The sequence below is a fragment of the Nonlabens antarcticus genome, assembly GCF_015356755.1.
GTDB lineage: Bacteria > Bacteroidota > Bacteroidia > Flavobacteriales > Flavobacteriaceae > Nonlabens > Nonlabens antarcticus.
Map to the genome: position 1 here is coordinate 539,936 of NZ_JADFCO010000066.1, position 17,676 is coordinate 557,611.

The 17,676-nt window shown below is 39.5% G+C and carries 16 protein-coding genes and 1 tRNA gene; 11 read left to right on the forward strand and 6 right to left on the reverse strand.

Going from position 1 to position 17,676, the window contains the following annotated elements; all coding sequences use genetic code 11:
• Window positions 1-30: 30 nt before the first annotated feature.
• From IQ282_RS13460 to IQ282_RS13485, 6 genes are all read right to left on the reverse strand, one after another.
• Window positions 31-618 carry a superoxide dismutase family protein gene (locus IQ282_RS13460; RefSeq protein WP_194852390.1) on the reverse strand — a complete coding sequence of 196 codons (588 nt, stop codon included), beginning with the start codon at window positions 616-618 and terminating at the stop codon, window positions 31-33.
• Window positions 619-709: 91 nt separating this feature from the next.
• Entirely contained in the window at window positions 710-1,204 is a 495-nt protein-coding gene (locus IQ282_RS13465; RefSeq protein ID WP_194852391.1) for a DUF1905 domain-containing protein, read from the reverse strand.
• Complete coding sequence (locus IQ282_RS13470) at window positions 1,201-2,415, reverse strand: bifunctional alpha/beta hydrolase/OsmC family protein (RefSeq protein ID WP_194852392.1); 1,215 nt, start codon at window positions 2,413-2,415, stop codon at window positions 1,201-1,203. The genes IQ282_RS13465 and IQ282_RS13470 overlap by 4 nt, the downstream gene beginning before the upstream one ends.
• Before the next feature lie 6 nt (window positions 2,416-2,421).
• Complete coding sequence (locus IQ282_RS13475) at window positions 2,422-5,556, reverse strand: WD40/YVTN/BNR-like repeat-containing protein (RefSeq protein ID WP_194852393.1); 3,135 nt, start codon at window positions 5,554-5,556, stop codon at window positions 2,422-2,424.
• A gap of 133 nt (window positions 5,557-5,689) precedes the next feature.
• A complete protein-coding gene (locus IQ282_RS13480; protein ID WP_194852394.1) occupies window positions 5,690-6,748 on the reverse strand; it encodes a flavin monoamine oxidase family protein in 1,059 nt (352 codons plus the stop codon).
• Between the two features lie 51 nt (window positions 6,749-6,799).
• On the reverse strand, window positions 6,800-8,239 hold the full coding sequence (locus tag IQ282_RS13485) for a S41 family peptidase (RefSeq protein WP_194852395.1): 1,440 nt from the start codon (window positions 8,237-8,239) through the stop codon (window positions 6,800-6,802).
• A 209-nt stretch (window positions 8,240-8,448) separates the two neighbouring features.
• Between IQ282_RS13485 and IQ282_RS13490 the strand changes: the two genes are divergently transcribed.
• The 11 genes from IQ282_RS13490 to IQ282_RS13540 all read left to right on the forward strand — a co-directional run bounded on the left by IQ282_RS13490 (window position 8,449) and on the right by IQ282_RS13540 (window position 17,673).
• Entirely contained in the window at window positions 8,449-8,958 is a 510-nt protein-coding gene (locus IQ282_RS13490) for an RNA polymerase sigma factor (protein ID WP_194852396.1), read from the forward strand.
• Window positions 8,955-9,419 (forward strand): hypothetical protein, encoded by a 465-nt coding sequence (locus tag IQ282_RS13495; RefSeq protein WP_194852397.1) that lies wholly within the window; start codon window positions 8,955-8,957, stop codon window positions 9,417-9,419. The genes IQ282_RS13490 and IQ282_RS13495 overlap by 4 nt, the downstream gene beginning before the upstream one ends.
• 15 nt (window positions 9,420-9,434) lie before the next feature.
• A complete protein-coding gene (locus IQ282_RS13500) occupies window positions 9,435-9,953 on the forward strand; it encodes a DUF4252 domain-containing protein (RefSeq protein ID WP_194852398.1) in 519 nt (172 codons plus the stop codon).
• A gap of 37 nt (window positions 9,954-9,990) precedes the next feature.
• Window positions 9,991-10,569 carry a DUF4252 domain-containing protein gene (locus IQ282_RS13505; protein WP_194852399.1) on the forward strand — a complete coding sequence of 193 codons (579 nt, stop codon included), beginning with the start codon at window positions 9,991-9,993 and terminating at the stop codon, window positions 10,567-10,569.
• Window positions 10,570-10,692: 123 nt separating this feature from the next.
• Complete coding sequence (ychF, locus tag IQ282_RS13510; protein WP_194852400.1) at window positions 10,693-11,787, forward strand: redox-regulated ATPase YchF; 1,095 nt, start codon at window positions 10,693-10,695, stop codon at window positions 11,785-11,787.
• Between the two features lie 145 nt (window positions 11,788-11,932).
• On the forward strand, window positions 11,933-12,172 hold the full coding sequence (locus tag IQ282_RS13515) for a GIY-YIG nuclease family protein (RefSeq protein WP_194852401.1): 240 nt from the start codon (window positions 11,933-11,935) through the stop codon (window positions 12,170-12,172).
• Window positions 12,173-12,271: 99 nt separating this feature from the next.
• A tRNA-Pro gene (locus IQ282_RS13520) sits at window positions 12,272-12,345 on the forward strand.
• 589 nt (window positions 12,346-12,934) lie between these two features.
• Complete coding sequence (locus IQ282_RS13525; RefSeq protein WP_194852402.1) at window positions 12,935-14,653, forward strand: sedoheptulose 7-phosphate cyclase; 1,719 nt, start codon at window positions 12,935-12,937, stop codon at window positions 14,651-14,653.
• 162 nt (window positions 14,654-14,815) lie between these two features.
• Complete coding sequence (locus IQ282_RS13530; RefSeq protein ID WP_194852403.1) at window positions 14,816-15,514, forward strand: HAD family hydrolase; 699 nt, start codon at window positions 14,816-14,818, stop codon at window positions 15,512-15,514.
• 20 nt (window positions 15,515-15,534) lie between these two features.
• Complete coding sequence (locus IQ282_RS13535; protein WP_194852404.1) at window positions 15,535-16,365, forward strand: O-methyltransferase; 831 nt, start codon at window positions 15,535-15,537, stop codon at window positions 16,363-16,365.
• Between the two features lie 3 nt (window positions 16,366-16,368).
• On the forward strand, window positions 16,369-17,673 hold the full coding sequence (locus IQ282_RS13540) for an ATP-grasp domain-containing protein (protein ID WP_194852405.1): 1,305 nt from the start codon (window positions 16,369-16,371) through the stop codon (window positions 17,671-17,673).
• The last annotated feature ends 3 nt before the right edge of the window (window positions 17,674-17,676 follow it).

Consider the following 17,676-nt stretch of genomic DNA (forward strand, 5'->3'; position numbering starts at 1 on the left):
TAGATTTTATTCAATTCAGAAATTGGAAGTCTATTGTATAACTCCGCAAGCTTCTCTTTGTCCAGCAGCACCGCTAGGTTGAGAAGTAAAGTCATCTGCTTTTGCGTGTACAATCACTCCTTTTCCTACAATATTTTTAGCATCATCATCACAATCAATACACCATTTGTCTGTACTGAAAGTTATAGTAGCATTTCCATAGCTATCCGCTTCTAGGTTTCCTATGTCACCCATGTGGTTCATACCATCTTCCCAGTCACCATGTTCTTTGGAATTTGGGTTCCAGTGTCCACCAGCGCTTGTTGCATCATCTGCACTACAATCACCATTTTCATGTAAGTGAATTGCATGCGTACCTTCCTCAAGTCCTTTAAGATTTGCGACCATCTCAACGCTGCCTTCTTTTTGTGTAAATGAAATGGATCCAGTTACACTACTACCGCTTTTAGAAGCCATAGGAACTGTAATTTCTTTCATTTCCATATCATCATTCATGGTTTGAGAATCGTCCATGTCAGTCATGGTTTCATCCATGTTTTCACCATCCTTAGCGGTGTCTTTACAAGAAATACTTAGCGTTAAAGCTAGTGCCATCAAGGCGATATTTAATTTTTTCATCAGTTTTAGTTTTAGTTAATGAATTGTGAAGGTAAACAAGTGAATTCCGCTGACCAATTATTTCACAATTCTTTAGAACTAGAAGTTGCGTTCAATTTAAATATAGCTTCTGAAACTTGTTAGGATTTAAGTTGCCTATTTTTAAATTTTCCATAGCATTGATGGCAATATCTACCCTTTTTTGAGAATCTTTTACGAGGTAAATCATAAAAATAATATTTCGCTGCTTTCCTGGTAAGAGTTTTTCAAAGATGGTATAGGCATCGTAATCACTCATTAAAACAGCTTCTAACTCGTCAGTCATAGGAGCTTGGTATTTGCTTACATCTTCTGACATCTCAATATGTACTGAGTCACCTTCTTCTATACCGAGTAGTTTCTTATTTGCTTTGGAACACATTAAATACCTCAGCCCCTTTTTTTTAATCACACCAGCATAAAGAGTGATGTCTGAATCGTTAGCAGATACTTCCGCAACAACCCTTTTTACTTTTAACAGCTCTAATTGTTCCCCTATATCCTCTGGAATTAATAAAGCACCCATCCAGCCATCGTTATTCAACTCTGTTTCAAATGTGAATGTCATTTAAGAAGATGGGTGAGGATTTGCGTTTGAGAATGTAATGTGCGATGTACGGGACACTTATTAGCTATTTCCAGTAATTTAGTAATCTGTGCTGGTTCAAGATCAGCATTGAATTTTATATGTCTGGTAAACGTATCGATTTTTGATGTGTCATCATCACAATCCTCACAATCTGCGACATGTTGCTTATCGTAAGTTACATGACACTCCACATTTTCTACGCTCCATTTTTTACGTCTCGCATACATTTGTATTGTCATCACAGTACAAGAGGCAAGTCCACTGGAAACTAAATCATAGGGAGTAGGGCCGTAATCATTACCGCCATAACCAGTAGGCTCGTCTGCTGTAAAGTAGTGACGACCGGCTCTCATTTGAGTAGTGAAAACCTGATTTTCATCCAGGCTTGCTACCACAGGTTGATCTGAATTTAAACTTTTTTCTTCTGGTAAATTCAAATATTTAGAAGCCCATGTGGCAATTACAATACCTACATAATGACTATCCTTTTTATCGGAGAGCAAGTGATCTGCACCATCCAGACTTAAAAAACTTTTAGGATGGCGCGCTGCCATGTATAACTTTTCTGCATTATCAATGCTCACGATCTCATCTTGAGGTGAGTGGCAGATCATAATGGGCAGCCGTAAGTCCTTCAATGTAGTTGTGACCATTTGCTCATTCAAATCTGTGAGCAGCTGTTCTTTGATTTTGAAACTGCGCCCACTTAACTCTACCATAGCCTCGCCGTTTTTTATGATAGCTTCAACATGAGCACCGAAAAGGTTTTTCACATGCTTCGTATCACTAGGGGTTCCTATTGTTGCAATAGCCTTGATCGATTTCGCTTTCGCGGAAGCGTAAATAACAGCATCACCGCCTAAAGAATGGCCTACCGCAAGGGTAGGAGCTTTATAATTTTCTGTGAGATAGTCTATTGCTGCCAACAGGTCTTCCACATTGCCGGAGAAATTTGTGTCGCCAAAATCGCCTTCTGAATCACCCAAACCAGTAAAATCAAAACGTAAAACGCCATAACCGGCCGTTGTCAATGCTCTGGAAATGTTACGTGTGGCACTAAAATTCTTACTGCAAGTAAAACAATGAGCAAAAATAGCAAAGTTGTGCGGCTGCCGGTCTGCAGGTAGTTCTAGACGACCGCTGAGTTGATAGCCTTGCGAATTTTCAAACTCTATCTTTTCGTACTTCATATAATGTTAATCTTCCCAGATATCAATATCTGTCTTTTTCATTTGATTTTTATAGGACTCCCATTCGGTGCTCAACCATTGCATTGTATCTGCCATAGTTTGTTCTGCCATGGTTTCTGCCTGATTATAAAGTTGGGTTTCTGTAGCCGTTTGTGCTCCTTGACGGCTTGATATGTAACTTCTTGCCATTCCCAATCGCTGTGAAACAGTGGTCTCTTTATTACGCGTAATTCCTTGCCGGTCATCAATCGCTCCAAAGTAAAGTGCCTGTTGAGTTTCTATTTGTTTTACAATGGAATCGGTAGCTTTAATTTGCTCTTTAAATGCTTTCTTATCTTTCTCGGTAAGCATCTTTTTGAAGCTTTCTGCAGTCTTCTTATTTTTAGCTAGATCTTGAGTAACCTCATAAATGCGGTCTGCAAGATCTTCTATTTTTTTCATTGCATCGTATTTTGCCTTGCGATTTGCAGCAGTAACTTCTGAGATTCTAGGATCGTCAGAAACCACAATTTGATTTTGACTAGAGTATCCGGCATATTCTAAAACAGCTCTATAAGTTCCTGGAAGAACTTCAACACCAGCGTTCTCACGGTCTGATTCATCATAACGTCTGGATGGGTAATTCTTACCACTTTCTCTCATTCTCCAGCTCCATTCCTGAACCCCTTTTTTCTCAGGAGCTTTTGATTTTAGAGTTCTGATCAATCTATCCTTATCATAGATTTTAAGAAATACAGAATCTGTTGCTGTGGTATCTGCTTTTTTCAAAAGATCTTTATCAAAATAGTAACGGAACTGTGCATTACTGCTGCGGTTTTCTCCTTGATACATAGCATCAGCGCCAAAACGACTGCCAGTAGGTTGCTGGTTTCTTGTTTGATAAGCATTAGGTGATTCAAACAGTTTGATAGGCTGTTCAAACTTGGCTTTATTTCTAGCCATTTCCTGTAATGGTCTTATGTCATCCAAGACCCAAGCGGCACGACCAAAAGTACCAATAACAAGATCCTGTTCCCGCGGATGAATGACTAGATCTTTTACAGAAACTGTAGGAAATCCATTCGTGTATTTTGTCCAGTTATCTCCAGCATCAATGGACACATAAAGTCCATCGTCCGTTCCTAAAAACATCAAATTGTTTTCTTTAGGATCTTCTATAATACTCAAAGTATAACTCTGCACATCATCCTTATCTACAATCCTGTTCCAACTTTTACCATAGTTAGTGGTGCGGTATGCATAAGGCTCGTAATTGAACCTGCGGTAATCATTTGCAATAAGAAGGGCATGACCTTTTTTTGTCGTGCTGGCTTTGATTTGTGCAATCCAGCTGCCTTCAGGAAGTCCTTTCAGTCCCTTTGAAACCTCGTCCCAACTGTCACCGCCGTTTTTAGTAACATAAACTAAACCATCGTCAGAACCTGTGTAGATAACACCACGCTCTGCAGCACTAGGTTCAATTACTAATATAGTGGTATGGTTTTCAGCACCCGTGGCATCCAGGGTAAGCCCTCCAGATTCACCTTGTTTTTGCTTATCAGGGTCGTCAGTGGTCAAATCTGGGCTTATTACAGTCCAGGTTAAACCTTTGTCGGTAGATTTATGTACAAATTGACTTCCAAAGAATAATGTGCTGCTGTCAAAAGGATCCATTTGAATGGCAGAGTTCCAATTGAATCTCAAGTCAACACTTGGATCTGGGTGAGTAGGCTGGACGCTATAGTTATTTCCAGTTTCCCAGTCATACCGTTGAACCGATCCCTGCTGACTCATGGTGTATCCAAATCGATTGTTGTCAGGATCGGGAATTACATCAAATCCATCTCCAAAACTGATTTCTTGCCAGTAGCTGTTTCTAATTCCTTGATCGCGCCAGACGTAAGCAGGTCCGCGCCAGCTTCCATTATCTTGCATACCACCATAAACATTGTATGGAGTTTCCATATCTACATTGATGTGATAGAATTGAGCCACGGGAATGTTTCCTATGAACCTCCATGTTTTCCCACGATCTTGAGAAATATTGAGTCCTCCATCGTTTCCATCGATGATAAAATTACCATCTTGTGGATGAATATAAAAAGCATGATGATCTGGATGTATGCCATTATTAGCACCGTAAGCATTCATTAACTGGTCAAAATTGCGACCGCCATCATCAGAGACGTTTACATAAGTAAAGACAGAATAAACTCGGTTTTCATTTCCTGGATCAACGTAAATCTCAGAGTAATAAAAAGGTCGATTTCCTATGTCACTTTTATCATTGATCATTTTCCAGTTAAATCCGCCATCCGTGGATTTGTAGAGTGCATTTTTTTTGGCTTCCACCAAAGCGTAAACGGTATTAGGATTGCTGGGAGCAATGGCAACACCTATACGGCCTAGTTCGCCTTTAGGCAATCCTTCTTCTTCACCTATTTTTTTCCAATTGTCGCCTCCATCGTGCGTGATGTAGAGTCCAGAACCTTCACCGCCAGATTTAAAAAACCACGGGTCGCGCTTGTGTTCCCACATCGCGGCGATTAGTTTATTAGGGTTGCTAGCATCCATTATAAGATCTGCAGCTCCTGATTTATCATTGGTATAAAGAATCTTATTCCATGTCTTACCACCGTCAATAGTTTTAAAAACACCACGTTCTGGATGCTCACCCCATGGGGAACCTATAGCCGCAGCATAAACTACATCAGGATTTGTAGGATCGATTATTACTCGATGAATATGGCGGGTTTTTTCCAACCCCATAGACTTCCAGGATTTCCCACCATCTAGAGATTTGAAAATTCCATAACCACCATTTAATGAATTACGTGGGTTTCCTTCTCCTGTACCTACCCAGACAACACTAGGATTGGACTGTTGAACAGCTACTGCGCCTATGGAAGCGGTAAACTGATCATCAAAAATAGGTTCCCATACAGTTCCACCACTCACTGATTTCCATAAACCACCACTGGCGGTTCCTGCGTACATAATGTTAGGATCAGATTCAACTACATCTATACCAGTTACACGACCTGACATTCCGCCGGGCCCTATATTTCTAGGTTTCATCTCTTTAACCAGATCTAAATCTAGTTTTTGTGACAAAGCTGCTAACGGGAGAAATAATAATAGGAGTAAGGTAATTTTCTTCATGGACATTTATTAAGTTCCTAAAGATATGAATTGATTTTACTATTGAACCGCTCCCGGATGCCGAAGTTTGTGGAGGCTCTTTTTAAACGTTTAAAATCTCAAATTATGAAGAGGTGCAAGATTCACGTATCTCTTAAATGCAGTTCTTTAACATTTCAAATGCCTTTAAAGCAGAATTAACGGCGCCTTCCATATAACCCGGTAGAACAGCACTAGTCTCAGAGCCAGCCATTATTAAAGTATTGTTGTTTAAGCTCTTTCTCAAAATGAGATTCCCATTATTTTGATGCGGTACCAGTCGGTTCTCAGGAATTGAATTGACATAAATATCTTGATTCCATGCGTAATCCTCATAGGTAACGTAATCCAACACATCTTCACCAAAAATACTTTCCAACTGTTTGATGACTCTAGCTTCTCGATCTTCTGGATTTATATCATTCATGTGTGGGTGTAAAAAACCCATGAGCGCAAATCGATCTTTTGCTAGATTAGAATAATCATACATCTCTGCAATAGGACCCGCATTACTGAAAGTGGTAGCGGGTAAGCCTTTCTCCTCCCAAAACGCCGACTTAAACCCTATTCCAAACTTGATACTGTCTTCCATCCAGGTTTGGGTTTCTCGAGCCACATTCAAATAATCAACTGGTAGTTGTGGATCAAAGCTTATAGAGTTAGCAACAACAGCTGGTGGAATACAGCTAACCACGTAATCTGAAGTAAAAATACCCTGATCTGTCTTTATAGTATAAGTATGATTTACATACTCGATCGATTCTACAACTGTATTCAAATGAATCTGTTTTTTATCTAAGGTTGCTGCAATAGACAAAGCTAGGTTTGTGCTGCCGCCATTGATGCGATAGCTAACTTGTTGTTGAGGCGGCATTTGCATAATTTGAAAATCTGCAGAAGCGTGGGGTTGATACCATACTTTGTCACCCATTTCTTGAGGATAAATGGTGAGGTTTAATTGGTTTAGGAGTTGTTTTAAATTAGGATTGTAATCCCATAACCATGCTGCACCTAGGTCTATGGGAATATGATTTCCGGACAGTTTTGTATTCAACCGACCGCCTACACATTTTTTGGCTTCTAAGATTTGAAAATCAAAACCCTGCTGTTGTAACAAATAAGCCAGTGTCAATCCGGTAAGGCCAGCGCCTAAAATTGTAATTTTTGAATGCATAAAAAAGCCTTTGGTATATTCCAAAGGCTTCAAAGATAAGTTCCAGTAATTTTATTGTTGTGGAAGTTCAACATCATCTTTCCACATTTCATTACCTAAAGTCTTCATTGTATTGCTTCCCATAAACTCTCGGGAAGGTTTATTAGGTGGAGCTTGCTTTTTGATACTGCCGTTTACAGCGATCTCGTTCAAACATAAGCTAAGTAGTGGTTCTGATGGATCTCCCAGAACACCTAAATTTCCAAAGTCTTCGCGCTGTTCAATATCTGGAACTAAACCATCAAAATAATCTGTTTTTCCCACACTATTTAGACTTTTAAATACCAAAGGTTGCATAGCATAGCGGTGTGACGTATTTGCTCCAGATTTTTGAAAATCCTCACTGTCGTATAAAGTGATGCTCGCTTGAAACTTACCTGCAGTTTCACCACCTACTTGAACCACATCTATATAAGGATCTAGAGAATTTATTACAAGCTCACTAGCACTAGCACTATTTTGAGTTGTAATAATGTGAACCTTGGAAAGGTTCAAACGGTTCAAGGCGCTGCCACTCGAGGTGGTGTTTTGAAAGTAATTGATCAGTTGATCTGGATTGTTTTCCAGAAAGCTTTGCTGAATCTCAGGATTCCATTGCTCTGTAGAAAAAACGTCTGTTGTTGGATTTCCCGCAATTAAACTGCCCAACATGATTGCCGTATTCACAGAGCCACCACCATTATACCGCAGGTCTAGAACCAGTCTAGTAACCCCTTGGGCTTTAAAGTCTGCAAAAACGGCATTGAGATCTTCGTCAAACTGCCTGAGAAAACTGTTGTAGACTAGATAACCCACCTTTGTACTTCCTAGATCTATTACTTTACTTAGTAGAATGGGATTTTCTTGAGTCTGTGCTTTCGATAACGATATAGATGAACCATTATTTATAGGATCTCCACCATTAAAATCTGCTAAGCCTATAGTATAGGAATTTTGTGCCAACAGAGTTCTTACGTTAGATCGCGTCATTTGAATGCCATCAATTTGATTAAAGATTTGGCCACGCGAGACACCTTGACCTGATGCACTGGTGTTGGGAAGTACATATCTCACATACCCGAAAACCTTGCTAGCATCATTTGCATAACCCACCAAGCCGAATTCCAAACCGTTATTCAAACTCTGACCAGATAAAGCTTGTTCCAGTGCTACATAATCTGTGAAAATCACGCTAAAACGATCCGTTCTAGAGCGGTCAAAAATGAGCGATTCAAAGAAATCTTCTGGTCTATCAAACTGCGCATGGTAATTTACTAGGTCATTAACCGTAGAAAACCGTCCATCTGCTAGAACAGGAACGTCTGGTTTATATAGATAAAAAGCATTCATGCCTCGATAAATAAAATTTTTAATGGTGGCATCGCTGGCGATCTTATCATCATTATCTTCTGCACAACTTTGTAAAATAGGCGTTGTCGCGAGTAGTAGGAGTAAAATTTTCAAAATTCTCATAAGGAGTCTAAAGGATTTTAAGTTTTAAAAATAGGCAAAGCTGAGAGGAGTTGGTGATTTGTTTAGAAAATACATTTAAATTCTATTCATGTAAAATACAACAGTCTTAAAACAGTACATAAATCGTGCTAATCAACTATAAAATCGTTTTTTTTCGTCCATTTGTAACATTATGAGAATGATCTCGTCATTATTATAGAACAACGTTCATGAACCAACCCAATTTCATAGCGACATTCAAGGAAGTGCAAAAGAAAATGTACCTGTTGTCTCGCAGATTGTTGACTTCCCACGAGGAGGCAGCAGATGCAGTACAGGAAACGATGCTGAAGTTGTGGGAACGTAGGAATGGGCTGGATAATATCTCAAACAAAGAGGCTTATGCCATGCAAATGGTAAAAAATTATTCACTGGATCGTTTAAAGAGTAAACAAGCCAGTCATTTAAAAATTGTGCATAATAATTATGAATCCACAGAGCGCAATGCTCTGGATGAAATGGAGCGTAGGGGAGAAGTCAATTTAGTACAAAAGGCAATACAAGAATTACCTGAAAATTATAAGATGGTAATTGATTTAAGAGATATTCAAGGTTTTGATTTTGAAGCTATTGAACAGATTATGGAAATGAAATCGACTGCCGTACGAGTTGTTTTAAGTCGGGCACGCAAGATGCTCAAAAAAATTATAGAAGAACAGTTTAAAGCAGATTTGGCATGAACAAGCTACTTGAAAAATATTGGAAAGGCGACACCAGCCTTCAGGAAGAGCAACAGTTACAGAGCTATTTCAAAGGTGATAAAGTGAGTGCAGAGCATGAGGTGTACCGCAAGTTGTTTCACGGTTTTGAAATTGAAAGTAGCATAGAAATTGATAGCTATGACGCTTTCGCGAAAGTGAAATCGCAAGAATCATCCAATCATATCTTCAAAAAACGAACATGGACCAGCGTTGCCGTAGCCGCTAGTGTTGCAGTAATGGTAGCAGTAGGATCTGGCTATTACCAGCAAGATGCACAAGCAGATCTGGGAACTTATGAGACACCAGAAGAAGCATATAGCGCTACCGTTGAAGCACTGCAAATGGTGTCTTCAAAATTTAACAAAGGAAAAGAAAATTTAAAACCAGTCAATCAAATCGAAAAGCAAACCTTACAGGTTTTTAATATTAACCAACTTTAATTAAAAATAAAAAACATGAAAAATATAATGTATACTGTAATGTTCCTTGCAACGGCGATAGTGGCTAATGCACAGAACCTTGATGAGGTGGGAAATCTTTCCCATGTTTCTGAAACGCGTGTAACCGGAGCAATGTTCAAAATGATTTCTGGTATTGATATAGATGATCCAGATTTTGCAGAATTGATGAAAACAGTGGATAACTTGAAAGATCTGAGGGTTTATACAACAGATGATAAAGGTTCTGCTTTGAAAATGAAGACATTTGCTGATAGTTTTATTTCAAAAAATAAAATGGAACTATTAATGAGCGTTAAAGAAGATGGTCAGAAATTTACTTTTCACGTCAAAAAAGGAAATTCAGAAACTAAAATTAAAGAACTAGTGATGTTCATAGAAAATGCTGACATCAAAGAAACCGATGCTGTATTTTTAGTGATGTCAGGAGATCTTGATCTCAATCAAATCGCTAAAATCACACAGCAAATGAATATTCCTGGGCAAAAGCAAATCAAAGAAGCGACGCAGAAGTAATAATTTTACAACCAACTCAACATTTAAAACAACCATTATGAACAAGCTCATTTTAAAAGTTATAGCCCTTTCAATTACCGCCATGGCATTGCTTACCTCTTGCGATAATCAGGAAAGCTTACAGCAATATTTTGTAGGTCATCAAGAAACAGAAGGCTTCATAAGCACCTCAATACCAAAAACCATTACTGGAATTGATGAAAATCAGCTGAGTCCAGAGTCAGCAAAAGCTTACAGGTCTGTAGACAAGATCAACGTTCTTGCATTGCCTATGAATGATGAAAACCGAAGTGTATATGCCACTGAAGTTGCAAAACTTGATGAAATTCTCAATGATGAGAAGTACGAGCTATTGATGTCTCACAATGATGACAACATGAAAATCAAAATGATCTATGATGGAACCCAGGATGCCATTGATGAAATTATAGTTTATGGCAGATCAGAGAAATTGGGTTTTGGTATTGCGAGAGTTCTGGGAAAAGATATGAATGTAGGTTCTATAATGAGCATGATGCAGGAACTGGATACTAAAAATGTGGATGCTGCAGGTATAAAAGATATGCTTCAGGGATTCGGTATTCCAGTAGATACTAACAAGTCAACATCAGAATAAGTTATACTGTTCCCACTAAAAAAGGCCTCTAGATGTTAAAGACTAGAGGCCTTTTTTGTTTGGAAATAAACTCAATTTTTAAAGTCCAGGATACTTATATTTGCAGCCGCTAAAACACAAGTTATGAAAGCTGGAATTGTAGGTTTACCGAATGTTGGAAAATCCACTTTATTCAATTGTTTATCCAATGCTAAGGCACAGAGTGCGAACTTTCCGTTCTGTACTATTGAGCCTAATGTAGGTGTAGTGAATGTACCGGATCCTCGTTTGAAAAAATTAGAAGAACTGGTTAATCCAGAACGAGTAATTCCTGCTACCGTAGAGATTGTTGACATTGCAGGTCTTGTAAAAGGGGCTAGTAAAGGAGAAGGTCTAGGGAATCAGTTTTTGGGAAATATTCGTGAGACAGATGCGATCATTCACGTTTTACGTTGTTTTGAAAATGACAATATTGTTCATGTTGATGGAAGTGTAAATCCTATTAGAGACAAGGAAACGATCGATATTGAATTACAATTGAAGGACCTAGAAACAGTTGATAAAAAATTAGATAAAGTAAAGAAAGCGGCTCGCACAGGTAATAAAGACGCGATACGTGAAGACGAGGTGCTTTCTGCCATTAAGACGGCGCTGGAATCAGGAAAGTCCGTTAGAGCTATTTCCATAGATCAGAAATTAAGAGATGAGTTTGTAAAACCTCTACAATTTATTACAGACAAACCTGTATTGTATTTATGTAATGTCAATGACGATGCAGCTGTTACTGGAAACGCTTACGTTGAACAAGTAAGGGAATTGGTTAAAGATGAAAATGCAGAAGTTCTTGTACTTGCTGTAGGAACAGAAGCAGATATAACAGAGTTAGAAAGCTACGAAGAGCGCAAGGAGTTTTTGTCAGATATGGGTCTTGACGAGCCTGGAAGTGCAAAAATGATTAGATCTGCGTATAAACTATTGAATCAAGAAACTTATTTTACAGCGGGAGTTAAGGAAGTAAGAGCATGGACCATTAATGCTGGAGCAACCGGACCACAGGCAGCAGGAGTTATTCATACAGACTTTGAGAAAGGATTTATACGAGCAGAGGTTATTAAGTATGATACGTTTGTAGAATACGGATCAGAGCAAAAAGTAAAAGAAGCTGGTAAATTAAAAGTTGAAGGAAAAGAATACATTGTTCAAGATGGAGATATTATGCATTTCTTGTTCAACGTATAGACAAATTAGGTTTACCGAAAAAATTAAAACTTGAACGAAAGATTAAGAAGAGAGTTATAGGAAGAAACCTTGACGATTTGAAATAAAATCGGGATGTGGTGCAGTCTGGTAGCATGTCCCGCTGAGAGCGGGATGGTCATAGAACATGAAGCATTTTGTTTTCATACTTTGGAGTGATAGAATATCAAGATATTATTGTGGTGAGACCTCAAATATGGAGTCTAGGTTAGAAACCCACAATAACCTTGGAGCCAAGTACACTTCTAGAGGAATACCATGGAAGCTGGTAAAGAACATTGAAGTAGAAAGCAGATCAGAAGCTAGAAAACTTGAGCGAAAGATTAAGAAGAGAGGTATAGGAAGATACCTTGACGATTTGAAATAAAATCGGGATGTGGTGCAGTCTGGTAGCATGTCCCGCTTGCAGCGGGATGGTCGCAGTTTTTTAATAAATGAGTAGAAAGAATTAAGAGTATATATTAATCGGGATGTGGTGCAGTCTGGTAGCATGCACGGCTGGGGGCCGTGTGGTCGCAGGTTCAAATCCTGTCATCCCGACAGAAGCCATTATCATATGGCATCAAAAACCTTGTAAATCTATTGATTTACAAGGTTTTATAGTTTTATGACTATCATTCGATTTGATAGTATTAGATTTAATTCGGTTAACAGTTCGGTTAACACTTTGATATTTTAAAAAGTGTTAACCGAATGACCTTGTAGATATTGGTTGATTTGACATTCGTCACTTAAAGTTTAATCCTTTAAAGACGAACAACTATGAAATTTCAAAATACATTTACAATATTCTACTGAGTGACGAGCACACGCATTAAAAAGAATATATAATATTTCATTAAACATTTAGCTATTTATCCTCAGCTTTAAGGAGTCACCACAAAATAAAGTTCAGGTTTTTAAAATCGTTTAACAATTAATTCCATTTGTCAAAACAACGTATAATTCTCTCCTTTGCCGCGTCAGGCGCTCACCCATTTGGAGTCAGAGCTTGGAGCTTATGCAGCGTGCTAGTAAAAACCAAAAAGCCAATTTTAACTTGACTTTATAAACCCTACCTGTAAGCAGTTTCGAGATCTATAGACGTATCGTAGGAATTTACAACATTATACTAATCCTATCGATCTAAATGACCACTTCTACGTCCATTTCTTCTTTTCATTCTTTGCTTAACAGTATCGAAAGTAATAACCAACTCTCCCAAATAATAACTAACCCACAGTTTCAATATCTGCTGGAAAATCTGCGTCAGGTAGATGCTTTCTCACATTCTCTCAGTGATGGTATGGAAGAGAACACTTCTTATCGGGCGACTAGTTTACTGCGTAAACTGAAAACTGCTTATGCAATGCCGGCGGTGCAATTATTTTTATCGCTCAAGCAACTTGCTGATGAGATCGCACCTGATTCTTCGCAAAACTGGCAGCAAATGGCAGCTATGGCCAAGGAGCAACCAGATGGCCAACTCAGCATTTCTAAACTGCTTTTAAAATATTCCACTGATAACAAGGTAATGGAATTGCTGGATCGGTTGGAGACGGAAGACCCCCATGCTATTTATCCTACTTCTTCCTACCGCACGTCTTCAGGAACAGTGAACAGTACGGAAGATGGTAGTTATATTGAAGCCGTAATGACGACGTCCACCATGACGGAAATCAATATCACGGAAGGAGTTCTAGATCACGACAATCATATTTTATACAATTTATATCAGCCTTTGGGTCGTTGCGTTTGCTTACTGGACTCTAATGTGAGTGAACATTATGGAGAGGAAATCAAGGCTTATTTTGAATTTCATGATATCGATTTGGAACTGCTCGTTTACAGAGCCATGGAAGTCGATAAAGGAATACAGATGGTAGAACAACTTCTTGCCGACTTTAAGCGCGTGGGTGTTTCCCGACAAGAGCCTGTGTTGATTGTAGGTGGTGGTGTGATTGCAGATACCGGCGGCCTTGCTTGTTCCCTATACCATAGAAGTACTCCTTATGTGATGCTGGCGACGAGTATTGTTTCTGGAATTGATGCTGGACCATCGCCACGAACCTGTTGCGACGGTTTTGGTTTTAAAAATCTCTTTGGTGCCTACCATGCTCCTGTCCTTACATTAACAGATCGCACTTTCTTCAAAACATTGCGCAGTGGATGGATTCGGCATGGCGTTGCAGAAATCATTAAAATGGCCGTCGTTAAAGATGCGCAACTCTTTGATTTACTGGAAGAAACTGGTATTGAACTCGTATATTCTGGATTTGGAACAGTTACGGACGATGAAAAGTTAAGCGCTAACGGTCAGCGCATCCTGTCCCTCGCCATGCGCAGCTATGTAGAAGCAGAATATGGAAATCTTTATGAAACCCACCAGTGCCGTCCCCATGCCTACGGTCATACCTGGTCACCGGGTTATGAAATCCCTTCTGGAATGTTGCATGGACATGCTGTGGCAACGGGAATGGGTTTTGGCGCACAACTTAGCTTTTTGCAAGGCTGGATAACAGAAAGTGATCGGAATCGGATTTTGAAGTTGATTAGTAATTTTGAACTGAGTCTTTGGCACCCTATTCTTGACAATACAGATCTTGTCTATCAGGCACAGGTAAAAGTGACCGAAAAACGAGGAGGCAACCTTGTTGCACCTTTGCCTAAAGGAGAAATAGGAAAATGTGGTTATTTGAATGTGCTTACTAAAAACCAGCTAGCAAAAGCATTAAGTGATTATAAAGATATTTGTCAAGATTATCCGCGCAATGGTTATGGCATAGAACCACTTTGCGAGGACGTAGGCTTAGAAGATCCCTCCACCGTAGGTCACGGGATCAAGGCAGAACCGGTATTTTCCGAATAAACTGAGGCCTAAACCCTGATAATTATGGGAAACCGATGAGTCTCAATAGATATCAGAAATAAGTAATCTTTAAAACGAACGTTGTACAAAAAAATATGACTCTCACTGCAATAACGTGAACTGGGTTGAGATAAAACAAACTACGAACTAAACAACTAAACAATGACTCCAAAAATAGTATTTATAGGTTCCATAGGAACCGTAGCAGAAACTTCAGAAATTCAACGACAGGCCTACAACAAGGCTTTAAAAGAAAATGGTGTGGACTGGGAATGGAATGTTGAGGTTTATAAAAAATTACTTAAAAGTAGCGGTGGACAGGACAGACTAGCGATGCTATCTGAAGCTACCGGAAAAAACCTGACAGCTGACCATATCACAAAGATCCACGAACGTAAAACAGATATCGCTGGGAAAAAAATTATAGAAAAAAAGATCCAGCCCAGACCAGGAGTGGTAGAGCTGATTACGGCAGCCAGAAAAGAGGATGTAAAGGTAGTATGGGTTACCACTACAGGCCATGGGAATACCGACGCTATTCTTAAAGCGTTTGACGGTACGATCACTGCAGACCATTTTGATTATATATTTCACAGACAAGATGCAGAAAATGGAAAACCGTCGCCAGATATTTATCAAGTTGCCTTGAAACATTTTAACCTCAAACCATCAGAATGCATCGCGATCGAGGACTCGTTGAACTCTGCCTTGGCATCAAAAGGTGCCGGGATTTTCACCGTGGTCACGCCAGGCGATTATCATGATGAATACTTAAAGAATATTGCGGATGTTGTGGTTGATTCCCTTGATCAAACCGATTGGGAAACGCTTAAAACCTCATTTGATAACGCTTCAAAATAACTTTTAAAAATTTTTGACTCTTGAAAGAAAAGAATTCAGCTACGGCAAATCATCGTCCCGTAACCCCTCACACCATTCTCAGCAAGACCTTGTCCACGTTGCAGGAGAAGATGGAAGCGGCGGGATCGCAACCGGAATTATTGGATCTAGTACAGCAAAGTATAGATCTGATCAGTCCGCTGGATGACTATCTTCTGACTCAAACTTCCCCTGCGTCTGATGCCCTGAACGAGCTGGAAATGCATAGTAATAATGTAGATTGGGATTCCGCTTTCGCGAAAGCGGAAACAGGTCTACATTTAGAAAAAGAGATGTTGAGCGGTGCCGTTGAAGGACAATTTTTACAATTGCTGGCCGCCGTTTCCAACGCTAAAAATGTGCTAGAAATAGGGTCGTTTACGGGTTATGCATCCCTCGCCATAGCAGAGGCACTCCCTGCAGACGGCAAGCTCATCGCCTGTGAATTTGACCGCTTTACTGCTGACTTTGCACGGAAACAATTAAACAGATCTGAACATGGCCACAAGGTAGAAATACGGGTGGGAGATGCGCTGGAAACCATAGCAGATTTATCGCTGGAGAAGCAAATATTTGACTTCATTTTTATAGATGCAGACAAGCAAAATTACACTGCTTACTACGAAGGCGTGATGGATCAAGGATTGCTAAAAAAAGGAGGCATTGTCTGTGTAGACAATACATTGTACCAAGGCCAGGCCTATAAAAATGGAACGACCACTGCAAATGGTGACGCTGTAAAGGCGTTCAATAATACGGTTGCAAACGACTCCAGAGTACAACAGGTTTTGTTACCATTGCGCGACGGGTTAACCGTCATTAGAAGATTGTAATACATGGGGAAATTGCTAAGATCTGTGGCGGTATTGCTGGGATTGGGCATTTGCTCCATTCCGGCGTTTTTTGTAGTCGTTGTTGCTCAAATCCTGAGTTTATTTAGGTCAAAATCGCACATAACTCCTAGCGGTAGAACGGTTTTACTCACTGGAGGCAAAATGACCAAATGCCTGCAACTAGCCCGTATGTTTTATGCTAACGGTGACCGAGTCATCGTAGCAGAAACAAAAGCTTACAAATATTGCGGTACACGATTTTCAAATGCGGTGGATAAGTTCATTATCATTCCAGATATTGAAGGCAACGGTGCTGCATTTTGTCAAGCACTCGTCGATATTGCTCGTTCAGAAAAAGTTGATCTATTTGTTCCCGTTTCAAGCCCCAAGTCTGCGCTGTTTGAAGCGATGGCAAAGCATGATTTTCCCTACCATACAAAGGTTTTCCAGTTTGATGCAAACATTATCAAAAAACTGGACGATAAACATCAGTTCATTAAACAAGCTGCGGCTTTTGGTTTATCCGTTCCTGAATCTTATGTCATTGATTCTAAAGAAACTCTTTTATCCCATCAGTTTACGGAAGGTAAAAAGTACATTTTAAAGAAAATCGATTACGATCCAGTTTACAGATTGGATCTGCGCACGCTACCCCACAGCGGTTGGAAAGAACGGGTAACTGGATTGCCCATAAGTCCTGAAGATCCTTGGGTATTGCAGGAGTTTATCGAGGGACGAGAAGTCTGTACACATACAACAACGCAAAACGGAGCGATAAATCTTTATATTTGTTGTGACTCATCGCCGTTTCAAGTAAATTATAGAATGCTGGATCTGCCTAATGTGAAAATGTGGGTTACTTCCTTTGTAAGCCAACTGAATGCTACGGGTCAGATTTCGTTTGATTTTATTATTAAAAATGACGGTACCGTAATGCCCATAGAGTGTAATCCACGCACACATTCTGCCATCACGTTGTTCCACGATCAATTGTCAGCTGCTGCAGCTTACTATACTGTAGAAAAGCAGGAAGAGTTTCTTCCTGACGCTGCCGCAGGCCATACCTACTGGCATTATCATGAAATGCACAGAATCTTAAAGAGTACTAGTTTCAAAGAGTTCTCCTATTTATGGCAGCGTATCTGCTCTGGAAAAGAAGCTGTTTTTAAAGGATCAGATCCTTGGCCTTTTTTCTTAAATAATCATATCAGCATTCCGTATCAGTTGGTTAGTAATATGAGGAGTGGGAATACATGGACCGGTATTGATTTTAACATCGGTAAACTCATCACTCCTGGTGGTGATTGATTC

Bases quoted from the DNA above. Each gene is read 5' to 3' on its own strand.
- IQ282_RS13505 (WP_194852399.1), top strand. From the start codon at position 9,991: ATGAACAAGCTCATTTTAAAAGTTATAGCCCTTTCAATTACCGCCATG.
- IQ282_RS13460 (WP_194852390.1), bottom strand. From the start codon at position 618: ATGAAAAAATTAAATATCGCCTTGATGGCACTAGCTTTAACGCTAAGT.
- IQ282_RS13480 (WP_194852394.1), bottom strand. From the start codon at position 6,748: ATGCATTCAAAAATTACAATTTTAGGCGCTGGCCTTACCGGATTGACA.
- IQ282_RS13475 (WP_194852393.1), bottom strand. From the start codon at position 5,556: ATGAAGAAAATTACCTTACTCCTATTATTATTTCTCCCGTTAGCAGCT.
- IQ282_RS13525 (WP_194852402.1), top strand. From the start codon at position 12,935: ATGACCACTTCTACGTCCATTTCTTCTTTTCATTCTTTGCTTAACAGT.
- ychF (WP_194852400.1), top strand. From the start codon at position 10,693: ATGAAAGCTGGAATTGTAGGTTTACCGAATGTTGGAAAATCCACTTTA.
- IQ282_RS13500 (WP_194852398.1), top strand. From the start codon at position 9,435: ATGAAAAATATAATGTATACTGTAATGTTCCTTGCAACGGCGATAGTG.
- IQ282_RS13485 (WP_194852395.1), bottom strand. From the start codon at position 8,239: ATGAGAATTTTGAAAATTTTACTCCTACTACTCGCGACAACGCCTATT.
- IQ282_RS13540 (WP_194852405.1), top strand. From the start codon at position 16,369: ATGGGGAAATTGCTAAGATCTGTGGCGGTATTGCTGGGATTGGGCATT.
- IQ282_RS13515 (WP_194852401.1), top strand. From the start codon at position 11,933: ATGAAGCATTTTGTTTTCATACTTTGGAGTGATAGAATATCAAGATAT.
- IQ282_RS13495 (WP_194852397.1), top strand. From the start codon at position 8,955: ATGAACAAGCTACTTGAAAAATATTGGAAAGGCGACACCAGCCTTCAG.
- IQ282_RS13465 (WP_194852391.1), bottom strand. From the start codon at position 1,204: ATGACATTCACATTTGAAACAGAGTTGAATAACGATGGCTGGATGGGT.
- IQ282_RS13490 (WP_194852396.1), top strand. From the start codon at position 8,449: ATGAACCAACCCAATTTCATAGCGACATTCAAGGAAGTGCAAAAGAAA.
- IQ282_RS13470 (WP_194852392.1), bottom strand. From the start codon at position 2,415: ATGAAGTACGAAAAGATAGAGTTTGAAAATTCGCAAGGCTATCAACTC.
- IQ282_RS13530 (WP_194852403.1), top strand. From the start codon at position 14,816: ATGACTCCAAAAATAGTATTTATAGGTTCCATAGGAACCGTAGCAGAA.